The following is a 17,903-nucleotide window of genomic DNA, read 5'->3' as shown; positions in this document are numbered from 1 at the left end:
AAGGGCCGTATTTCCCTGAAAGGCGGATGACGCCGGTTGAAAGCAAGATCGCCCTCTTCACCGATAAAGATGTTACGCTTGAGGTTCCCGTATCCCCCGAACGTGATACGGTTTGGCTGACGGCAAATCAAATGTCGTTATTGTTTGATAAGGATGAAAAGACGATTCGCAAACACATCAATAATGTCTTTGCCGATGATGAGTTGTCTTTGGAGAACAACACGCAAAAAATGCGTGTTGTTGGCGTGAAGCAGCCGGTGGCTATTATGATCGCGGAATCCCGTACCGAGGAAAAGGAGAGCATGATAAGCGTCGTGATGAATTGTCTCTGCCGCGAGCGGTCGGCGGTGTGATAAGTTTCCGGCTTTTAAATTATCCGTACACAAGGCGAGGAGCCCCGGATTTTCCGGGGCTCCTCTTCTGTTATCGCAAATGATTTTTTAATAGGCGTCCGCGGGGGCGGCGGGGAGGTTTTCGAGCTTCTTGCGGCTCTCGCGCACCTTGCGCGCCTCTTTTTCCGCGTAGGCTTCGAGCTTTGCCGTCAGTTCGTCATCGGTTGCCGCGACGATGCGCGCCGCTAGCAGGCAGGCGTTTTTCGCGCCGTTGAGGCCGACGGAGGCGGCGGGGACGCCGGGGGGCATCTGCGCGATCGATAGCAGCGCGTCAAGTCCGTCCATCGCGCCGCCCTTGACGGGCACGCCGATGACGGGCAGAGTGGTCGCGGCGGCGACCACTCCGGGGAGCGCCGCAGAGAGTCCGGCGACGGCGACGAGCGCCTTGATGCCGCGTTTGCGCGCGCCCTTCGCGTAATTCTCGACGTCCGTAGGCGTGCGGTGCGCCGAGGCGATCGCCACTTCAAATTCTATGCCGAGCTCCTCAAGGACGGGCGTTCCCTTTTCCACGACGGGAATGTCCGAGGCGGAGCCCATGATGATGCCGATTTTCGGTGCCATTTTATTTCCCCTTTTCGTATGCGAATTTATTATCTCTTCAGCGATTTGTCGCCGATGTCGTTCCGGTAGTGGGCCTTTTCAAAGCTGATCTTTTTCACCCTGTCGTAGGCGCGTTCGCGCGCCGTGGGCAGATCGTCCGCGAGGCCGACGACGGTGAGGACGCGGCCGCCGTTCGTGACCAGCTCGCCCCTGTCGTTGAGCTTCGTACCGGCGTGGTAGACGAAGGTGTTCTCAATTTCTTCGTCGGTGCCGCTGATGGGGCAGCCCTTTTCAAAGGCGTCGGGATAACCGCCGGAGGCCAGGACGACGCCGAGGGCGACCAGCTTCGCGCCGGGCCAGGGTATATTGGCCAGTTCGCCTTTGGCGCAGGCGAGGATCACCTCGCCAAAGTCGCCGCCGAAAGCGGGCAGTACCACCTGCGTCTCGGGGTCTCCGAGGCGCACGTTATATTCGAGGACGGAGAGCGAACCGTCGGGCTTGATCATGATTCCCGCGTATATCACGCCGCAGAAGGGGATATTTTCCGCCTTGAGGCCGTCGACCGTCGGGGTGAGGACCTCGTCGGTGACCTTCTTCATGAAGGCTTCGTCGACCCAGGGTACGGGCGAGTAGGCCCCCATGCCGCCGGTATTGTTCCCCTTGTCTCCGTCAAGCGCCCGTTTGTGGTCCTGGCTCGAAGGCAGGATGCGCACCGTCTCGCCGTCGGTGATGGCGAGCACGGTTATCTCCATGCCCTGAACGTAATCCTCGACGACGATGAGGTTGCCCGCGGTGCCCAGCTTCTGCTCTTCGAGCATCATGCGGCAGGTCGCGACGGCCTCCTCGTAGCCTTCCGGTAGGAAGGCGCCTTTGCCGGCGGCGAGGCCGTCGGCCTTGACGACGAAGGGCGCGCTGCGTTTCGCGAGCGCGGCCTTGCATTCCTCAAGGTTGGTGCAGAGGTCGAAGTCGGAGGTGGGTACGCCGTGTCTCTTCATGAACTGCTTGGAGAAGGCCTTGCTGCCCTCGAGGCGCGCGCCGGAGGCTCCGGGGCCCATGACGAGGATGCCCGCTTCGCGCAGCGCGTCCGCCGTACCGGCCACGAGCGGTGCCTCCGGTCCGACGAAGACGAGCCCGATGCCAAGCCTTTCGCAGAGCGTCTTCATCTCCTGCTGGTCGCAGGGATCTCCGGCGTGGCACTACGCGAGCTTCGCGATCCCCGGGTTGCCGGGGCAGCAGTGCAGTTCGCTCGTTATCTTTGATTTGGAGAATGCGTGGACGACCGCGTGTTCTCTGCCGCCTCCGCCTAGTACCATTACCTTCATTTTAGTGGCTCCTAATGCCTGAATGTGCGGCTGCCGCCGGCAAAGAGGCTGAGTCCGAGCTCTTCGGCCTTCTTAAAGACCTCGTTGTCACGGATCGAGCCGCCCGGTTCGATGACGGCGATGACGCCGGCCTTATGGGCCAGTTCGACGGAATCCGCGAAGGGGAAGAAGGCGTCGGAGGCCATTACAGAACCCTTGGCCTTGTCTCCCGCGAGCTTGATGGCGTATTCCGCCGCGTCCACGCGGTTTGTGAATCCGCCGCCGATGCCCACCGCCGCGCCGTCCTTGACGAGCACGATGGCGTTGCTCTTGGTGATCGCCGCGGTCTTCCAGGCGAAGATGATGTCCTCCCAGAGGTCCGGGCGCGGCTTGCCGTGCCACTCGCCCTCGGATTGACGCGGCAGGGCGGGGAGCTTGTCCTCCTGGACGAGGAAGCCGCAGCGGTTGCCGAGGATCTGCAGCTTCGGCGCGTAGCCGGGCAGTATCTTAAGGATGCGGAGATTGGGTTTCTTTTCTTTCAGGTATTCCACGACGCCCTCCTCGAAGTCGGGGGCGGCCAGTATCTCAAAGAAGGTCTCGGTGACCGTCTTCGCCGTATCCAGGTCCACCTTGCGCGTCATGCCGATGATGCCGCCGAAGGCCGAGACGGGGTCGCAGGCGAGCGCCTTTTTGAAGGCCTCGATGGGCGTCTCTCCGCGGGCGGTGCCGCAGGGAGTCGTATGCTTGACGATCGTGCAGGCGCAGCTGTCCTGGAATACGGAGCAGCCGCGAAGCAGCGTGTCGAGGTCGAGCAGGTTGTTGTAGGAGAGCTCCTTGCCCGAGAGCTGTTCAAAGGGACGCTGTTCGAGCGGGGGCATAAAGAGCGCCGCCTGCTGGTGCGGATTCTCGCCGTAGCGGAGCTTCTGCTCCATGCGCAGCGGCAGCACCTTGTCGCCCTCCACCTCGTCGGCGATACCGAGCTCGCGGCAGAGGCCGCGGTAGATGATCGAATCGTAGGAGGCGGTGCAGCGGAAGGCCTTGAGCGCGAGCTCCTGCTTGAATTCAAGCGTGAACTCCTGCTTTTTTTCAAGCTCGTCAAGGACGCGCGTGTAGTCGCCGATCTCGGTGACTACCGCGACGTGATAATAGTTCTTCGCGGCGGCGCGGATCAGCGAGACGCCGCCGATGTCTATCTTTTCTATAAGCTTGTCGAGCTCCGCGCCGCTCTTCGCCGTCTCCTCAAAGGGATAGAGCGTACAGACGACGACGTCGATGAGGGGGATGCTGAATTTTTCCCGGTCCTCCTCATCCTGAGCGAGCCCACGTCTTGCGAGGATTCCTCCCATGATCGTGGGATGCAGGGTCTTCACCCTGCCGCCGAGTATCGCGGGCAGCCCCGTCATATCGACGACCTCCGTGACCTTTACGCCGCCCTCTTCGAGATGCTTGGCGGTGCCGGAGCTGGATACGATCTCATAACCGTGGGCGGCAAGCCCCTTAGCGAGATCAAGTATGCCCGTCTTATCCCAGACGGAGATGAGCGCCTTTCTAGTTTCCATCTTTTCCATCCTCTTCACCCTTCCATTGATCGATATCTACCGGATGTTTCTCCAAAAATTCTTTCAGAGTGCGTTTATAGAGCTGATGTTCCACCGCGTGTATCTTCGCTTCCAGCGTCTCGAGCGTGTCGCCGGCGGTGCGCCGGACCTTTTCCTGCGCGAGGATCGGGCCGTGGTCGACCTCCTCGTCCACAATGTGGACGGTGACGCCCGTCTCCGGAACTCCGGCGTTCCAGGCGTCTAGGATGCCGTGCGCGCCGGGGAATGCCGGCAGCAGCGCGGGGTGGATGTTGATGATCCGCCCCTTGAAGCGGCGCACGAACTCCGGCGAAAGGACGCGCATGAAGCCGGCCAGCACTATCCAGTCGCTGTGCGTCTCCTCGACCGCCAGCGCGATGGCCTCTTCCGCCGCGGCGCGTCCGTCGCGCTTATAAAAAAAGACCCGCGTCTGCGCTCCCAGAGCGGCCGCCGTGGAAAGTCCCTTGGCCTCCAGCCGGTCGCTGCCGACAAAGGAGATCTGCGCCGGCAGCTCACCGGTAATGGAGGCCTTTAAAAGCGCCTCCATGTTCGTTCCCGTTCCCGATATGAGTATCGCTATGCGCGGGATGTACATTTAATGACCTCGCCGATGACGACGGGTTTTTCTCCGAGCGGGGCCAGCGCCTCTTCGAGCCGCTTCAGCTCCGCCGCGTCGATGACGAAGACATAGCCGATGCCGAGGTTGAATACCCGCTGCATCTCCTCTTCGTCGATCCCCGCGCTCTGGATCAGGTCAAAAATCGCCGGACGCTTCCACGATTTGAAGTCCACCGCGATATCCAGATGCTTGGGGATGATGCGGATGACGTTGCCGTACATGCCGCCGCCGGTGATGTGGGCCATCCCGTGGACGACGCCGGTCCTGACCGCGGCGAGCGCCGCCTTGACGTAGAGCTTCGTCGGGCGCATAACCGCCTCGGCGACGCTCTCCTTCCAGCCTTTGGGGGTACTGTCGAGAGGGATGTCGAGCCCGCCCTTTCCAAGAGCGCTGCGCACGAGGCTGTAGCCGTTGCTGTGGACTCCCGAGCTTGGCAGCCCGACCAGAAGATTGCCCTCCAGGATGCCGCTGCCGTCGATGATCTTATCCTCGTCGACGATGCCGACCGAGAAACCGGCTAGGTCGAAGCCGTCGGCTCCGTAGACGCCGGGCATTTCGGCGGTCTCGCCGCCGAGCAGCGCGCAGAGGCTCTCGTCGCAGGCGTCGATGACGCCCTCCACGATCTGCTTCAATATCGTTTCGTCAAGCTTACCGCAGGCCGCGTAGTCGAGGAAGAAGAGCGGACGGGCGCCGACCGTCACCAGGTCGTTGACGTTCATCGCCACCAAGTCCTGCCCCAGCCCCTTATAGAGTCCCGTCGCCTTGGCCAGCTCGAGCTTGGTCCCCACGCCGTCGCAGCAGGCGGCGAGGCACTGGCCGCCGCCGATGCGGTAAAGCCCGGCGAAGCCGCCGACGCCGCCGACGCAGTTCTTATCTTTGGGGCGCTTTGACAGCAGCCCCTTTATTGTCTCAACCCAGGCGTCGCCGCCCGTGATACTTACTCCAGAATTTTCGTAACTGAGCTTACTCATCGGCTCTTTACTCCTATCCTTTAAGGTAACCGCTGATTATATGTGCCGCCTGCGTCACGGACAGGCCCCGCCTGTGGCTCCAACGTATTTATATACGCCTCCGCCCCATGCGGGGCCAGCCCGTTTAGCATCCGTCACATCTAATCAGTGGAACGCACATTTTTGCTTTTGCTGAACGGATTCTATTTAATCAGCGTTCCTCAAGATATTTGCCGGTGAAGCAGGCGGTGCAGAGCTTATCCTCCGGCAGACCGATCACCGCTACGAGATCCTCTTCCGTCAGATAATCGAGCGAATCGGCGCCGACCTTTTTGCACAGTTCGTCGAGCGTCATGCGCACCGCGGCGAGGGTCTCCTCTTTCCGTGTGTCGATACCGTAACGGCAGGGGTGGAGCACCGGCGGCGAGGCGATACGGAGGTGGACCTCCGCCGCGCCGCAGTTACGTATCATCGAAACGATGCGTTCGGCGGTGGTGCCGCGCACGATCGAGTCGTCGACGATGACGGCCCTCTTATCTTTGAAAATCTCGGCGATGGGGTTCAGCTTTATCTTCACGCCGAGTTCGCGTACCTTCTGTGTCGGCTGGATGAAGGTGCGGCCCACATAGCGGTTGCGGACGACCCCCATCTCGAATGGGGTGCCGGCGGCCTGCGCGTAGCCGATCGCCGAGATCGTGCCGCTGTCGGGCATCCCCGCGGCGAGGTCCGCGTCGCCGCAGGGCGACTTGCGGGCCAGGCGGCGGCCCATCTCTTTCCTGGCTTCGTAGACCGAGCGCCCGTCGATGATGCTGTCGGGGCGCGCCGTATAGACATATTCAAATGAACAGTGCATGCAGCGGCCGCACCGCTCCTGACGGACGCGCAGGCTCTTCATGCCCTTCGCGCCGATCACGACGATCTCGCCCGGTTCGACGTCGCGCAGCAGCTTCGCGCCGACGATGTCGAGCGCGCAGGACTCCGAGGCCGCGTAATAGGTTCCGTCGCGTTCGCCGATCACAAGAGGCTTGAAGCCGTACGGGTCGCGGGCGGCGACGAGCGAATCCTCAAGCAGCACCGCGATCGCGTAGGAACCTTCAAGCTTTTTAAGCGCGTCGACGAGCGCGTCTATCGGCTGCATGTGCGACTTCTGGGCCATCATGTGAAGGATGGCCTCGGAGTTCGTCGAAGACTGGAATATCGCTCCGCGCTGTTCCAGCTGGCGCGTGAGTTCCGCGAGATTCGTCACCAGCCCGTCATGCGCGATGGCCACGGGGCCGCGCGCATAGTTCGCGCAGATCGGCAGCACATTCTGCAGCTGCGAACTTTCCAGCGGCACATACCTAACATGACCGATGGCGCAGTTCGCGCTCTCGCCGGCCAGACGCTGCTGGTCTATCGCGTTGTGCAGCAGCCCCATGCCGCGCACGGAGGCGACGTGGCCGTCCTCGGCCCAGGCGATGCCCGCCGATTCCTGGCCGCGGTGCTGCAGCGCGTAAAGGCCGAGATAGACCTCTTCGAGGACGGGCTTATTTGTGGTGCTGTAAGCGCCAAAGATTCCGCTCATGGCTGGTTATGCTGATATTCTCTTCCAGATCTCTTCATATGCTCCGAGGACGTCTCCGAGATCCTTGCGGAAACGGTCCTTATCGAGGTGGTCGCCCGTCGAGCTGTCCCAGAAGCGGCAGGTGTCGGGCGAGATCTCGTCCGCGAGAATGAGGTTGCCCTGCATGTCCTTGCCGAACTCCAGCTTGAAGTCTACGAGCACGACGCCCTTCTTCGCGAAATAATCCTTGAGAATTTCGTTGACGCGCAGCGATATCGACTTGATCTTGTCGAGCTCTTCCCTAGTCGCCCAGCCGAAGAGCAGCGCGTGGTCCTCGATGATGAAGGGATCGCCGAGCTCGTCGTCCTTGTAGCACATCTCAAAGAGCGGGCGGGGGAGCACCTTGCCCTCTTCCACGCCGAGGCGTTTGCAGAGAGAGCCGGTGGTGATGTTGCGGACGATGACCTCGAGCGGCACGATCTGGACGCGCTTGACTATCTGGTTCGTGTCGTCAACCTGCTCGACGAAATGCGACTCTACGCCGTTCTCGGCGAGCATCTGGAATAGCTTTGAGGATATCTTGTTGTTAAGCACGCCTTTGCCGCTCATCGTCGCCTTTTTCAGGCCGTTGAAGGCGGTGAAGCTGTCCTTGTATTCAACGATCACATAGTTCGGGTCCTCGGTCGTGTAAAGCCTCTTGGCCTTGCCTTCGTAGATAAAATCCTTCTTTGTCAGATTCATTTTTGATGCGCCTCCGCATATTTTATTTTTATCGGGCAGTTTTGAACAGCCCTTATTGCTTACGTTCCTAAACTTCCAGTAGAGACTGGTCGTCCTCTTCCTCTAAATAGTTGCCGTCGAAACAGGCGGTACATAGTTCGCCGCGCGGCAGCCCTATCGCCTCGCAGAGATCGCCGCAGCTGATATACCGCAGCGAGTCCGCGCCGATCTTTTCACACAGCTCCGGGATATCCATCTGCGCCGCGATAAGCTCCTCCGAGCTCGGGGTGTCGATGCCGTAATAACAGGGGTAACGGACCGGCGGCGAGGCGATGCGCATGTGCACCTTCTCCGCGCCGCTCTCGCGTATCATGGAAATGATGCGTCCGGCGGTCGTGCCGCGTACCAGAGAGTCGTCGACGATGACCGCCTCCTTGCCGTCGAATATTCCCGGCTGCGGATTGAGCTTTATCTTGACTCCCGCCTCGCGTACGCGCTGGGTCGGCTGGATGAAGGTGCGTCCCACGTAACGGTTGCGGACGACTCCGGCCTCGAAGTCCATGCCGGCCTCTTCGGCCAGTCCGAGCGCCGCGAGCGTGCCGCTGTCGGGCATTCCCGCGACGACTGCCTCGCGCGGGCAGCCGCAGCTCTTCGCAAGGCAGGCGCCGAGCCTCTTCCGCGCGCTGTAGACGGAATGTCCGTCGATCACGCTGTCGGGCCGTGCGAAATAGACATACTCAAAGGAACAGTGATGGTGGCGCTGCGCCTCCTTCGGCAGTTTGCGCGAGATGATGCCGCGCCTGTCGATGACGAGGATCTCTCCCGGTTCGACGTCGCGGACGAGCTCCGCGCCGATGATGTCCAGCGCGCAGGATTCCGAGGCGACGAAATAGGTATCCTCGCGGCGTCCGAGTACCAGCGGGCGGAAGCCCCAGGGGTCGCGCGCCGCGATCAGACAGTCGTTGAGCAGGACGGCTAAGCTGTAGGCCCCCTTGATCTTAAAAAGCGCCGTCTCCAGCGCCTCAAGCTGCACCGTTCCCGGCTGATGGGCCATCAGCTGGATGATAGTCTCCATGTCGCAGGAGGTCTGAAAGATCGCCCCGCGGTTCGCCAGATAGCTTGAGAGCGCCACGGCGTTCGTCAGATTGCCGTTATGCGCGATCGCTATCGGCCCCTGCGCGTAATTTGCGCCGAGCGGCTGGCTGTTCTCCGGACGCGTACCGCCGGCGGTGGCATAGCGCACATGGCCGATGGCCGTGTGCGCCTCTATCTTCGCGAGCTCGCTCTGTGAAAGGGCCTCGTGGACGAGGCCCAGACCCTTCTTGATGTGCACGGAGCCGCCGTCGATCCAGGCTACGCCGGCCGAAAGCTGTCCCCGGTGCTGCAGGGCGCAGAGTCCGAGATATATATCCTCAAGTACCGCCGAGCCGCTCTGACTATACGCTCCGAATACGCCGCACATCTACTATTTTTCCTCCATGAAGGCCTTCTTGAGCTCTTCAAGGGTCAGGGTCAGGATGCCCTGCCAGCTGAACTTATCCCCTCCGGCTTTGCCGGCCTTGACGCAGGGGAAGCCGCTCCAGGCAGCTTCAAATTCCGCGGCCTTTTCGGGGGATACCGCGTAAACAGCGCGCGCGCCGCCCTCGGAGAAGAGAAGCGTTTCAGCGCCGCCCCGCGGAGCCAGTTCGATATCCATTCCCACACCGGAGGCGATAGCCTCGTTGGCGAGCGCGGAGGCGAGGCCGCCTCCTGCCACTACGCGGCCGGAATTCGCAAGCTGCCGCTGCGCCGTCTTCAGCGCGCGGTCGCGGAAGGCCTTTTCCGCCTCGGCGTCGGGAGCCGCCGTCTTGCCAAGCGGCTTGCCGTCCTTCGTCTGCTGATAACGCGACGCGCCGAGCGAGCCCTCGGGCGCGCCGACCAGATATATAAAATCTCCCGCCTTCGTCCTTCCCGCGCGGATCACCTTGTCGCGGTCAACGACGAGTCCGGCGGTGACGACGAGCGGCGTCGGGTAGATGCGGTCAGTCGCAGTCTCGTTGTAAAGGCTGACGTTGCCGGGAGACGACGGGGCAGTCGAGGGCGCGGCAGGTATCCGCGAGCCCGCGCAGGCATTCCTTAAGCTCGTAAAACTTCTCCGGCACCTCCGGCGAGGCGAAGTTGAGGCAGTTCGTCATGCCGAGCGCGTCCGCGCCCGTGAGCCAGAGGCCGCGCAGAGAGAGCGCCATCGCCTCGGAGGCTCCTGTGTAGGGATCTGTCCAGCATTTATAGGGTTCGGCCTCCATCGTGAGGACGCAGGCGCGGTGTGTCTCGGGAACCTCGACGATCGCCGCCGGCTCGCCGGGGCCAGCTATCGTGTGGAGCTGTACCATTGAGTCGTACTGCTCCCAGATCGCGTCCTTGCGGTGTCCGTTGGGGCAGGAGAGCATCTCGAGAAGATCCTTCGCGGGATCGGCGCTCGCTAGCTTTGAAAGCTCGACGGCCTGCCGTGCGGGCAGGTCCTTCGGCTCGGCGGCCGGCCAGAGGATCTCCGGCGTGTCTCCCAGTATCGAAGTCGGCAGCTCCGCCTCCAGCACGCCGTTCTTATAGACGCGGTAGCGTTTGCTGTCCGTCATCTCGCCGACGATCGCGCAGTCCAGGCCGTAGTGCTTCGCCATCGCGAAGACCGGCTCCAGCTTCTCCTCTTCGACGATCAGGAGCATACGTTCCTGCGACTCGGAGAGGAAAATCTCCCAGGGAAGCATGTCCGCTTCGCGCAGGGGGATCTTTTCGACCTGAATATCGATGCCGCAGCCGCTCTTATGGGCGATCTTGCTTGACGACGAGAGGATGCCCGCCGCGCCCATATCCTGCATCGAGGCGATGAGCTTCTTGTCGAGCAGGTCCATGCAGCACTCGATGAGGAGCTTTTCCTCAAAGGGGTCGCCTATCTGTATCTGGGGCTTGCTGGCCTTGGAATCCTCGTCGAGTTCACGCGAGGCGAAGGAGGCTCCGGCGATGCCGTCGCGCCCCGTCTTTGAGCCGAGCAGTACCGCGTAATCTCCGGGTTTGGCCGTCTGTGAGCTCGCCATCTTGTCCAGGCGCACGAAACCGGCGCTGAAGGCGTTGACGAGCGGGTTGTCGTTATAGCAGGGCGAATAAAAGGTCTTACCGCCGACGATCGGCACGCCTACCGCGTTGCCGTAAGAGCCGATACCCTCGACGATGCCCTTGGCGAGGTTGCGCGTCTTCTGCTGCGAGGCGTCGCCGAAGAAAAGGCCGTCCATCGAGACCGAGGGGCGGGCGCCCATCGCGATGATGTCGCGGATGATGCCGCCGACTCCCGTCGCCGCTCCCTGGAAGGGCGCGACCGCGGAGGGGTGGTTGTGGCTCTCTACCTTAAAGGCAAAGCCCCAGCCCTCGCCCATATCGACGACGCCGGCATTTTCCCCCTGCCCCTGAAGCACATACTTCCCCTTGGAGGGGAAGGTGCGGAGCAGAGGCCGCGTCGACTTATAACTGCAATGCTCGGACCACATGACGCCGATAAGCTCCAGCTCAAGATCGTTCGGCTCGCGGCCGAGCAGCTCTATTATCCTCTTATATTCCGACTCCGAGAGTCCAACTTCACGAAAACCCATTAGAGTGCACCCCTCTTTGCAAAATCTTGTGCGATCGAACGCCAGAAATCTCCGCCGTCGGAACCGCCGTTGAGATGTGCGACCGTCGCGCGCTCAGGGTGCGGCATCAGGCCGAGGATATTTCCTTCCTTATTACAAATGCCGGCGATGCCGTTCAGCGCGCCGTTCGGCGCGTACTCCGCGCCCGCCTCGCCAGTCTGCGGGTCGGCGTAGCGGAATACCACCCGTCCCGACTCCTTGAGCTCGCGAAGCTCCTTATCGGGGAGGAAATAGAGTCCCTCGTGGTGCGCGATCGGATACTGGACGATATCGCCCTTCTTGAAGCCGGAGGTGAAGCGGTTGTCGGTGCGCTCAACGCGCATCCAGCATTTTTTACAGAGGAAAGTGGTGCTGGTGTTCGCCAGCAGGGCTCCGGGCAGGAGCTTCGTCTCCGTCAGCACCTGGAAGCCGTTGCAGATGCCGAGCAGGAGCTTTCCCGCTTCCGCGTGTCTCCGCACCGCTTCGATGATCGGCGAACGCGCGGCCATCGCGCCGGAGCGCAGATAGTCCCCGTATGAAAAACCTCCGGGGAGAATGACGAGATCCGGCTGCGAGGCGAATTCACGCTCCTCATGCCAGACCATATCCACTGGTGTCTTTAATGTTTCGGCAACTGCGCGCTGAACGTCGCGGTCGCAGTTGCTTCCGGGAAAAACGACAACGGCGGTTCTCATCGTTACGCTTCCCGAACCGATATCGTGTAGGTCTCTATCAGATCGTTGGCCAGAAGATCCTGGCACATATTTTTCACAGCTTCCGCCGCCGCGTCGCCGTCCTTGGCCTCAAGCCGCATTGTAACGATGCGTCCGACGCGCACTTCGCCCAAGCCCTCATAGCCGAGATGGGTCAGCGTCTTCTCTACAGCCTTGCCCTGTGTGTCCAGAACTCCTTCGCGCGGGGTGATAACGGCCTCTGCATGGAAAATCATAGAATAACATCCTCCTTGAGATGTTTATTTGATTTTATTGTGTGGAATTGTCCACGGTGATGTTAAGAATATAACGCTCATATCAGTAAATGTCAATGTAGTGTCATTTCAGAAAAATGCGGACAAAAAATTGACTCTATGTCACAAAATAGTATAATATTGAGCAGAGCAAAAATATTTTGTTCTAAAAAAAGGGAGGTAGATGTATCATGAAACTAAGTAAGCGCACCACAGTTGTCGTTATGTTGGTTCTTTGCACCGCCCTCTTCGCCTCGACGGCGGCCCTTGCCGCCGAAGAGATCAAAATCGGCGCTCTCTTCCCGCTGACCGGCCCCGCGGCGGTCTCCGGACAGAACTGCGTGAACTCCGTCCTCGTGGCGGCCGACGTCATCAACAAGAAAAATCCCGACATCAACGCCTCTCTCGCGGCGGGAGAGGGCCTTCTCGGCGGCAAGTACGTCATCAAGATCGTTCCCGCCGACCATCAGGGCAAGCCTGACGTGGCTAAATCCGAGGCCGAACGCCTCTACAATCAGGAAAAAGTCTTTGCGATCATCGGCAGCTACAACAGCGCCGCCACCAAACCGGCCAGCGCCGTCGCCGAACGCGCGAAGAAGATCTTCATGTGCGGCTGCTCGAGCTCCGCGGCCCTCACCGAGCGCGGATACAAGTATTTCTTCCGCCACGCCCCGACGGACGCCATCGAATCCGTTGAATTCGTCGATTACATCGAATACCTTAATAAGGAAAAGAAGGCCGGTATAAAGACCCTCGGCCTCATCTATGAAAACACCGAATTCGGCAAGCACGCCGCCGACGAGGCGCGCAAAGCGGCCAAAAAAATCGACCTTAAAGTAGTGGCCGACGTCCCCTTCAACAACGGCGCGACGAACCTCAACAGCGAAGTCCAGAAACTCAAATCGGCCAACCCCGACGCCGTATTCGGTGCGGCGCTCGGCGGCGACTACTCGCTGTGGGTACGCACCATGAAGCAGGTCAACTGGCTCCCGAAGATCGCCCTCAACTACTGCACCGGCTACCAGAACCCCGCGGTACAGAAAGAGCTCGGTTCCAACGGAAATTACTTCATGGGCGGCATGGGCTACTCGCCTGAACTCGCGAAACAGTTCATGCCCGAAGCAATCAAAATCCAGGACAAATACTACACGCCGAGAAGCAACCAGCCCTTCGACAGCGACTCCATCCAGGAGGCGGTCATGCTGATGGTCCTCGCCCAGGCGATAGAGAAGGCGGGCAGCCCCGACACGGAGAAGGTCCTCAAAATAATCCAGACCGACGAATTCCCCTCCGTCATGTCGCTGAGCGGCAGCGTGAAGTTCGGCCCCGACGGTCAGAACGTCAAGGCGCTCTCCGTCATCACACAGCTTGACGAACAGAAATACAACACCGTATTCCCGCTTAAGTACAAAGACTCCGAGCCTGTCGTCCCGATGAAGCCCTGGGACAAGAGGTAAAAGCGCTGCAGGTTAGATGCGCCATCCGCGTCGCGGACAGGCTTTGCCCGAAGCTCCAACGTATTGATATACGCCTGCGCTCCGTGCGAAGCCTGCCAGCTTAGCGGTCGGCACATCTAATCAGTGGACAGGCTCTCAGGTTTTTTCACACGTTAATCAGACATTATAGTAGCCTTCCGGCGGGGCGCCTATAGCCCCGCCTTTTTACTAAGGAGGTCGTTGCATGAGCAATTTTCTGCAGGTCCTGATCGACGGTATCTTGAGCGGTCTGCTTTACGCTCTCGTCGTCGCCGGCCTCAGCATGATATGGGGCGTAATGGACGTTATCAACTTTGCCCACGGAGAGTTCCTCATGGTGGCGATGTACATCTGCTACTGGATGGGCTTCATACTGGGGATAGATCCGCTCTTTACCTGGGTTGCGGCCGGAATCTTCCTATTCATTATGGGAGGGCTCACATACAAATGGATTATCAAAAGAAGCCTCGGCAAGGCGGCGATGGCGCCGCTGCTCGCCACCTTCGGCCTCTCGATGCTCCTCAAAAACTTCTGCATGAACCGCTTCTCGCCGAACTTCCGTCTGCTCTCCGGCACCATCCTTGACGGAAAGACCTTTGAGGTCGGAGGGGCCATCGTCTCCGTTCCCCAGCTCGTCACCGGCATCTTCGCCCTCGTGGTGCTCGCCGTCGTCTACTGGCTTATAAAGAGGACCCGCCTCGGCTGGGCTATACAGGCCACCGCGATGGACAAAGAGGCGGCGGAACTCATGGGTATCGATACGGAAAAAATATACCTGCTCGTCTTTGGCATCGGCGGGGCCTGCGTCGGCATCGCCGGCGGCCTGATGACCACCTATCTCGCGGTCCATCCCGAGGTCGGCAGCCTCTTTAGCCTTATCGCCTTCGTCGTCGTCGCCCTCGGCGGCTTCGGCAGCATACCGGGCGCGCTCTTTGCCGCGCTGCTCATCGGCCTCGTCGAATCCTTCACCGGCTTCTACGTCGCCGCGGTCCTCAAATATGTCGCCGTCTTCGCGATATATCTGATCGTTATACTTGTGCGCCCCAAGGGCCTCTTCGGGTGGTGACGGCTATGCGGCTAAATAAAAAGGATAAACTCTGGTACGGTTTCATCATCGCGGCATTAATACTGCCCTGTATCCCTGGGCTTATCGGCGGCTCCTCCTTCTTCGGGCACGTGGCGACGATGGTTCTGCTCTACGCCGCCATGGCGCAGTCCTGGAACATCATCAGCGGCTACGGCGGACAGGTCTCCTTCGGCCACTCCGTATTCTTCGGGATCGGGGCCTACGGAGCCGGCCTCGCGGTCGTAACCTTCGGCTCGCTGCCCTGGTACGGCGCGCCGCTCGGAATGCTCGCCGCGGCGGTCGTCTCCATCCTCATCAGCTATCCCTGCTTCCGGCTCAAGGGCCACTACTTCGCCATCGCGACCTTCGCCATCGTGGAGATATTCAACCGCCTCTTCATGATCTGGGACGCCGTCGGCGGCGCGCTCGGCCTTGACTATCCGATCCTGCCCGACGGCTGGAAAAACTTCTCCTGGTCGGACACCAAGACCGGCTACTACCTCGGGGCGCTGGCGATATTCGTCCTCGTCTACGGTATCGTGCGCTGGATAGAGAAAAACCGCATGGGCTACTACCTGCTCGCCGTGCGCGAAGGACAGGAGACCGCCGAATCCCTCGGCGTCAACAGCACCTTCGTCAAACTCGGCGCGATGGCCCTCTCAGCGGCGCTGGCGGCCCTCTGCGGCGCCTTCTTCGCGCAGTACAACTACCGCGTGGACCCGCCGATGGTCATGTCGCTCGACATGTCGATGAAATTCGTGCTCATAACGATACTGGGCGGCATCGGCACCTTCTGGGGGCCCTTCCTCGGCGCCCTCGTGCTCATCCCGCTGCAGGAATACACCAGGGCCTACCTCTCGCACCTCGGCGCGGGAATAGACCTGATAATATTCGGCATAATAATCATCATCGTGATGATAAAAGAACCGCGCGGCATCATGGGGCTGCTCTCCTACTTCAGGAAAAGCCCCGACGCGGATAAAAAAGAGGAGGCGAAGTGCTGATGGCTCTGCTTGAAGTGAGAGACCTGACAATGAAATTCGGTTCGCTGCTCGCCAACAGCGACGTCTCTTTCGACGTTGAAAAGGGGACCATCGTCGGCCTCATCGGCCCCAACGGCGCGGGAAAGACGACCCTCTTTAACTGCGTCGCGGGGCTCTACACCCCCACGGCGGGAAAAGTATTCTTCAAAGGCGAAGACGTCACCGACCTGCCGGCCTACAAAATGGCGCGCCGCGGCGTCGCGCGCACCTTCCAGGTAGTGCGCCCGCTCAAAGAGATGACCGTATTTGAAAACATCCTCGTGGGGGCCTACATGCGCACCGGCGACAGCGCCAAGGCCAAAGAGATCGCCGAGCGCTGCCTGGAGCTCTGCTTCCTCGGCGAACACCGCTGCCGTCTCGCGGGAGGGCTGACCATCGGCAACAAAAAGCGGCTCGAAGTCGCGCGCGCTCTTGCCACCGAGCCCGAGCTGCTGCTGCTCGACGAGGCCGTGGCCGGCCTTACCTCCACGGAGGTCAAAGAGATGGTCGAAGTCATCGTCCGCCTGCGTGAAGAGGGCGTCACCATCCTTATGGTCGAACACATAATGGAAGTCATCATGCCTATCGCCGACAAGATAGTCGTCCTCGCGAGCGGCAAAAAAATCGCCGAGGGCGCGCCGGCGCAGATCGTCAAAGATCCCATCGTCATCACCGCCTACTTCGGCGAAAAATTCAGCAAACGGCTCAACGAACATAAGGCGGAGGTCCCCGAGGAAAATTCAGATGTTCACGCTGAGAGCGAACAGGTGACTTTGCGCGAGGAGGGAATATAATGGCGGCGATGCTTGAAGTTAAAGACATACACTGCGCCTACGACCAGGTCTCCGTCATCCACGGCATCTCGCTGCATGTGAACGAGGGCGAGATCGTGGCCATTCTCGGCGCGAACGGGGCGGGGAAGTCCACGCTCATGCGCACCGTCGCGGGCCTTATGCACCCGACCGCCGGAACCATAACCTTTGACGGCGGCGACATCACGAAGATGCCCGCCTCCAAAAGCATAAAATTGGGGCTCAGCTACGTCCCCGAGGGGCGCAGGCTCTTCTCCAAACTCACCGTGCGCGAAAACCTTGAGCTTGGGGCCTTCAGCGTCACCGATAAAAATGTCGTCGCCGAACGCCTCGACGAAATGTACGAACTGTTCCCGATACTCAAAAGCCGCTCCGGCCAGACCGCGGAGACGATGAGCGGCGGCGAACAGCAGATGTGCGCCATCGCGCGCGGCCTCATGTCCCGTCCGAAGCTGATAATGCTCGACGAACTTTCGCTCGGGCTCCAGCCCAGCCTCGTGGAGAGAGTCCTCGAGGCCGTCGCCGAGATAAGAAAACGCGGCGTCACCGTCCTGCTCGTCGAACAGATGGTACAGGAGGCGCTGGAGATCGCCGACCGCGGCTACGTCCTCCAAACGGGGCGCGTCGTCCACAAAGGCACCTCGCAGGAGCTCCTCGATTCGGATGAGGTGCGCAGAGCCTACATGGGCATGTAAAAATCAGCGTTTATAAGCACGATTTGCGTCATAAAACTGGGGCCCCGAATCCTCACCGTATAAAGATACGGTTCCGGTATCGGGGCCCCAGTTTTATTTAGCAACTCGCACTTCTAAACGCTGATTTCCTTCGGGTAGGAAAAGAGATAAATAGCGGTTTACCAAAGATTTTGGCGCCCTCTCTGAGGGAGCTCCCCACGAAGCGGGGTGAGGGAGTTTTGACCTTAGGTTCTCCCGCGGCTTTTGCCGCGGGCTCTGTATGGCGCGGTTTCCGCGCCATACAGAGCAACACTCCTTCCGTCAGCCGCCAAAAGCAGGCGGCCGACACCTCCCTCGGAGAGGGAGGCTACAAGGACAAAAGATAAATCGCGATATACTGTTTCCACTATCGAAGATGAATCGCTGTTTATCTCTTTTTCCCACTCGAAGATAAATCGGCGTTTAGAAGTGCGAGTTGCTAAATAAAATGGGGGCTCCGATACCGGAACCGTATCTTCATACGGTGAGGATTCGGGGCCCCCGTTTTATGACGCAAGTCGTGCTTATAAACGCCGATTTACATTTGTGAACGGACCTTCCGGCTACCACT

The 17,903-nt window shown here is 60.3% G+C and carries 18 protein-coding genes and 1 pseudogene; 7 read left to right on the top strand and 12 right to left on the bottom strand.

All coding sequences use genetic code 11. From position 1 onward, the window contains the following. The first annotated feature begins 26 nt into the window (after positions 1-26). Positions 27-353, top strand: a complete 327-nt coding sequence (locus LIO98_RS05665) for a hypothetical protein (RefSeq protein ID WP_291953996.1) — start codon at positions 27-29, stop codon at positions 351-353. Positions 354-440: 87 nt separating this feature from the next. Here the strand turns inward: LIO98_RS05665 and purE are convergent, their stop codons facing one another. From purE to purS, 12 genes and pseudogenes are all read right to left on the bottom strand, one after another. Then, the gene (purE, locus tag LIO98_RS05660) at positions 441-953 is read right to left on the bottom strand and encodes a 5-(carboxyamino)imidazole ribonucleotide mutase (RefSeq protein WP_291953993.1); all 513 of its coding nucleotides are present in this window, start codon (positions 951-953) and stop codon (positions 441-443) included. A 29-nt stretch (positions 954-982) separates the two neighbouring features. Further along, positions 983-2,245, bottom strand: a pseudogene (purD, locus tag LIO98_RS05655) (phosphoribosylamine--glycine ligase). 20 nt (positions 2,246-2,265) lie between these two features. Beyond that, a complete protein-coding gene (gene purH / locus LIO98_RS05650; RefSeq protein WP_363304015.1) occupies positions 2,266-3,792 on the bottom strand; it encodes a bifunctional phosphoribosylaminoimidazolecarboxamide formyltransferase/IMP cyclohydrolase in 1,527 nt (508 codons plus the stop codon). Next, a complete protein-coding gene (gene purN / locus LIO98_RS05645; RefSeq protein ID WP_291953990.1) occupies positions 3,782-4,405 on the bottom strand; it encodes a phosphoribosylglycinamide formyltransferase in 624 nt (207 codons plus the stop codon). The genes purH and purN overlap by 11 nt, the downstream gene beginning before the upstream one ends. After that, complete coding sequence (gene purM, locus LIO98_RS05640) at positions 4,387-5,400, bottom strand: phosphoribosylformylglycinamidine cyclo-ligase (protein ID WP_291953988.1); 1,014 nt, start codon at positions 5,398-5,400, stop codon at positions 4,387-4,389. Before purM ends, purN begins: the two co-directional genes overlap by 19 nt. Positions 5,401-5,590: 190 nt before the next feature. Beyond that, entirely contained in the window at positions 5,591-6,943 is a 1,353-nt protein-coding gene (gene purF, locus LIO98_RS05635; protein WP_291953986.1) for an amidophosphoribosyltransferase, read from the bottom strand. Between the two features lie 6 nt (positions 6,944-6,949). Then, entirely contained in the window at positions 6,950-7,663 is a 714-nt protein-coding gene (gene purC, locus LIO98_RS05630) for a phosphoribosylaminoimidazolesuccinocarboxamide synthase (RefSeq protein ID WP_291953983.1), read from the bottom strand. A 67-nt stretch (positions 7,664-7,730) separates the two neighbouring features. Then, positions 7,731-9,104, bottom strand: coding sequence for an amidophosphoribosyltransferase (gene purF / locus LIO98_RS05625; protein WP_291953980.1), 1,374 nt, complete (start codon positions 9,102-9,104; stop codon positions 7,731-7,733). Positions 9,105-9,107: 3 nt separating this feature from the next. Further along, complete coding sequence (locus LIO98_RS05620) at positions 9,108-9,605, bottom strand: AIR synthase-related protein (protein WP_291953977.1); 498 nt, start codon at positions 9,603-9,605, stop codon at positions 9,108-9,110. Between the two features lie 58 nt (positions 9,606-9,663). Next, positions 9,664-11,259, bottom strand: coding sequence for a phosphoribosylformylglycinamidine synthase subunit PurL (gene purL, locus LIO98_RS05615; protein WP_291953974.1), 1,596 nt, complete (start codon positions 11,257-11,259; stop codon positions 9,664-9,666). Continuing rightward, positions 11,259-11,972 carry a phosphoribosylformylglycinamidine synthase subunit PurQ gene (gene purQ, locus LIO98_RS05610; protein WP_291953972.1) on the bottom strand — a complete coding sequence of 238 codons (714 nt, stop codon included), beginning with the start codon at positions 11,970-11,972 and terminating at the stop codon, positions 11,259-11,261. The genes purL and purQ overlap by 1 nt, the downstream gene beginning before the upstream one ends. Before the next feature lie 2 nt (positions 11,973-11,974). Further along, positions 11,975-12,226 carry a phosphoribosylformylglycinamidine synthase subunit PurS gene (gene purS, locus LIO98_RS05605; protein WP_291953970.1) on the bottom strand — a complete coding sequence of 84 codons (252 nt, stop codon included), beginning with the start codon at positions 12,224-12,226 and terminating at the stop codon, positions 11,975-11,977. Between the two features lie 209 nt (positions 12,227-12,435). Between purS and LIO98_RS05600 the strand changes: the two genes are divergently transcribed. The 6 genes from LIO98_RS05600 to LIO98_RS05575 all read left to right on the top strand — a co-directional run bounded on the left by LIO98_RS05600 (position 12,436) and on the right by LIO98_RS05575 (position 17,679). Further along, positions 12,436-13,701, top strand: a complete 1,266-nt coding sequence (locus LIO98_RS05600) for an ABC transporter substrate-binding protein (RefSeq protein ID WP_291953967.1) — start codon at positions 12,436-12,438, stop codon at positions 13,699-13,701. A gap of 223 nt (positions 13,702-13,924) precedes the next feature. After that, positions 13,925-14,785 (top strand): branched-chain amino acid ABC transporter permease, encoded by an 861-nt coding sequence (locus tag LIO98_RS05595; protein WP_291953964.1) that lies wholly within the window; start codon positions 13,925-13,927, stop codon positions 14,783-14,785. A gap of 5 nt (positions 14,786-14,790) precedes the next feature. Further along, positions 14,791-15,789 (top strand): branched-chain amino acid ABC transporter permease, encoded by a 999-nt coding sequence (locus tag LIO98_RS05590; RefSeq protein WP_291953961.1) that lies wholly within the window; start codon positions 14,791-14,793, stop codon positions 15,787-15,789. Then, positions 15,789-16,601: an ABC transporter ATP-binding protein gene (locus LIO98_RS05585; RefSeq protein WP_291953959.1), complete on the top strand. Its 813-nt coding sequence runs from the start codon at positions 15,789-15,791 to the stop codon at positions 16,599-16,601. The genes LIO98_RS05590 and LIO98_RS05585 overlap by 1 nt, the downstream gene beginning before the upstream one ends. Positions 16,602-16,609: 8 nt before the next feature. Continuing rightward, entirely contained in the window at positions 16,610-17,314 is a 705-nt protein-coding gene (locus LIO98_RS05580) for an ABC transporter ATP-binding protein (protein ID WP_363304022.1), read from the top strand. Between the two features lie 170 nt (positions 17,315-17,484). After that, positions 17,485-17,679 carry a hypothetical protein gene (locus LIO98_RS05575; protein ID WP_291953955.1) on the top strand — a complete coding sequence of 65 codons (195 nt, stop codon included), beginning with the start codon at positions 17,485-17,487 and terminating at the stop codon, positions 17,677-17,679. Positions 17,680-17,903: the final 224 nt, after the last annotated feature.

It is taken from the genome of Cloacibacillus sp. (genome assembly GCF_020860125.1).
Lineage (GTDB): Bacteria > Synergistota > Synergistia > Synergistales > Synergistaceae > Cloacibacillus.
This window is presented reverse-complemented; position numbering and strand designations above follow the sequence as displayed.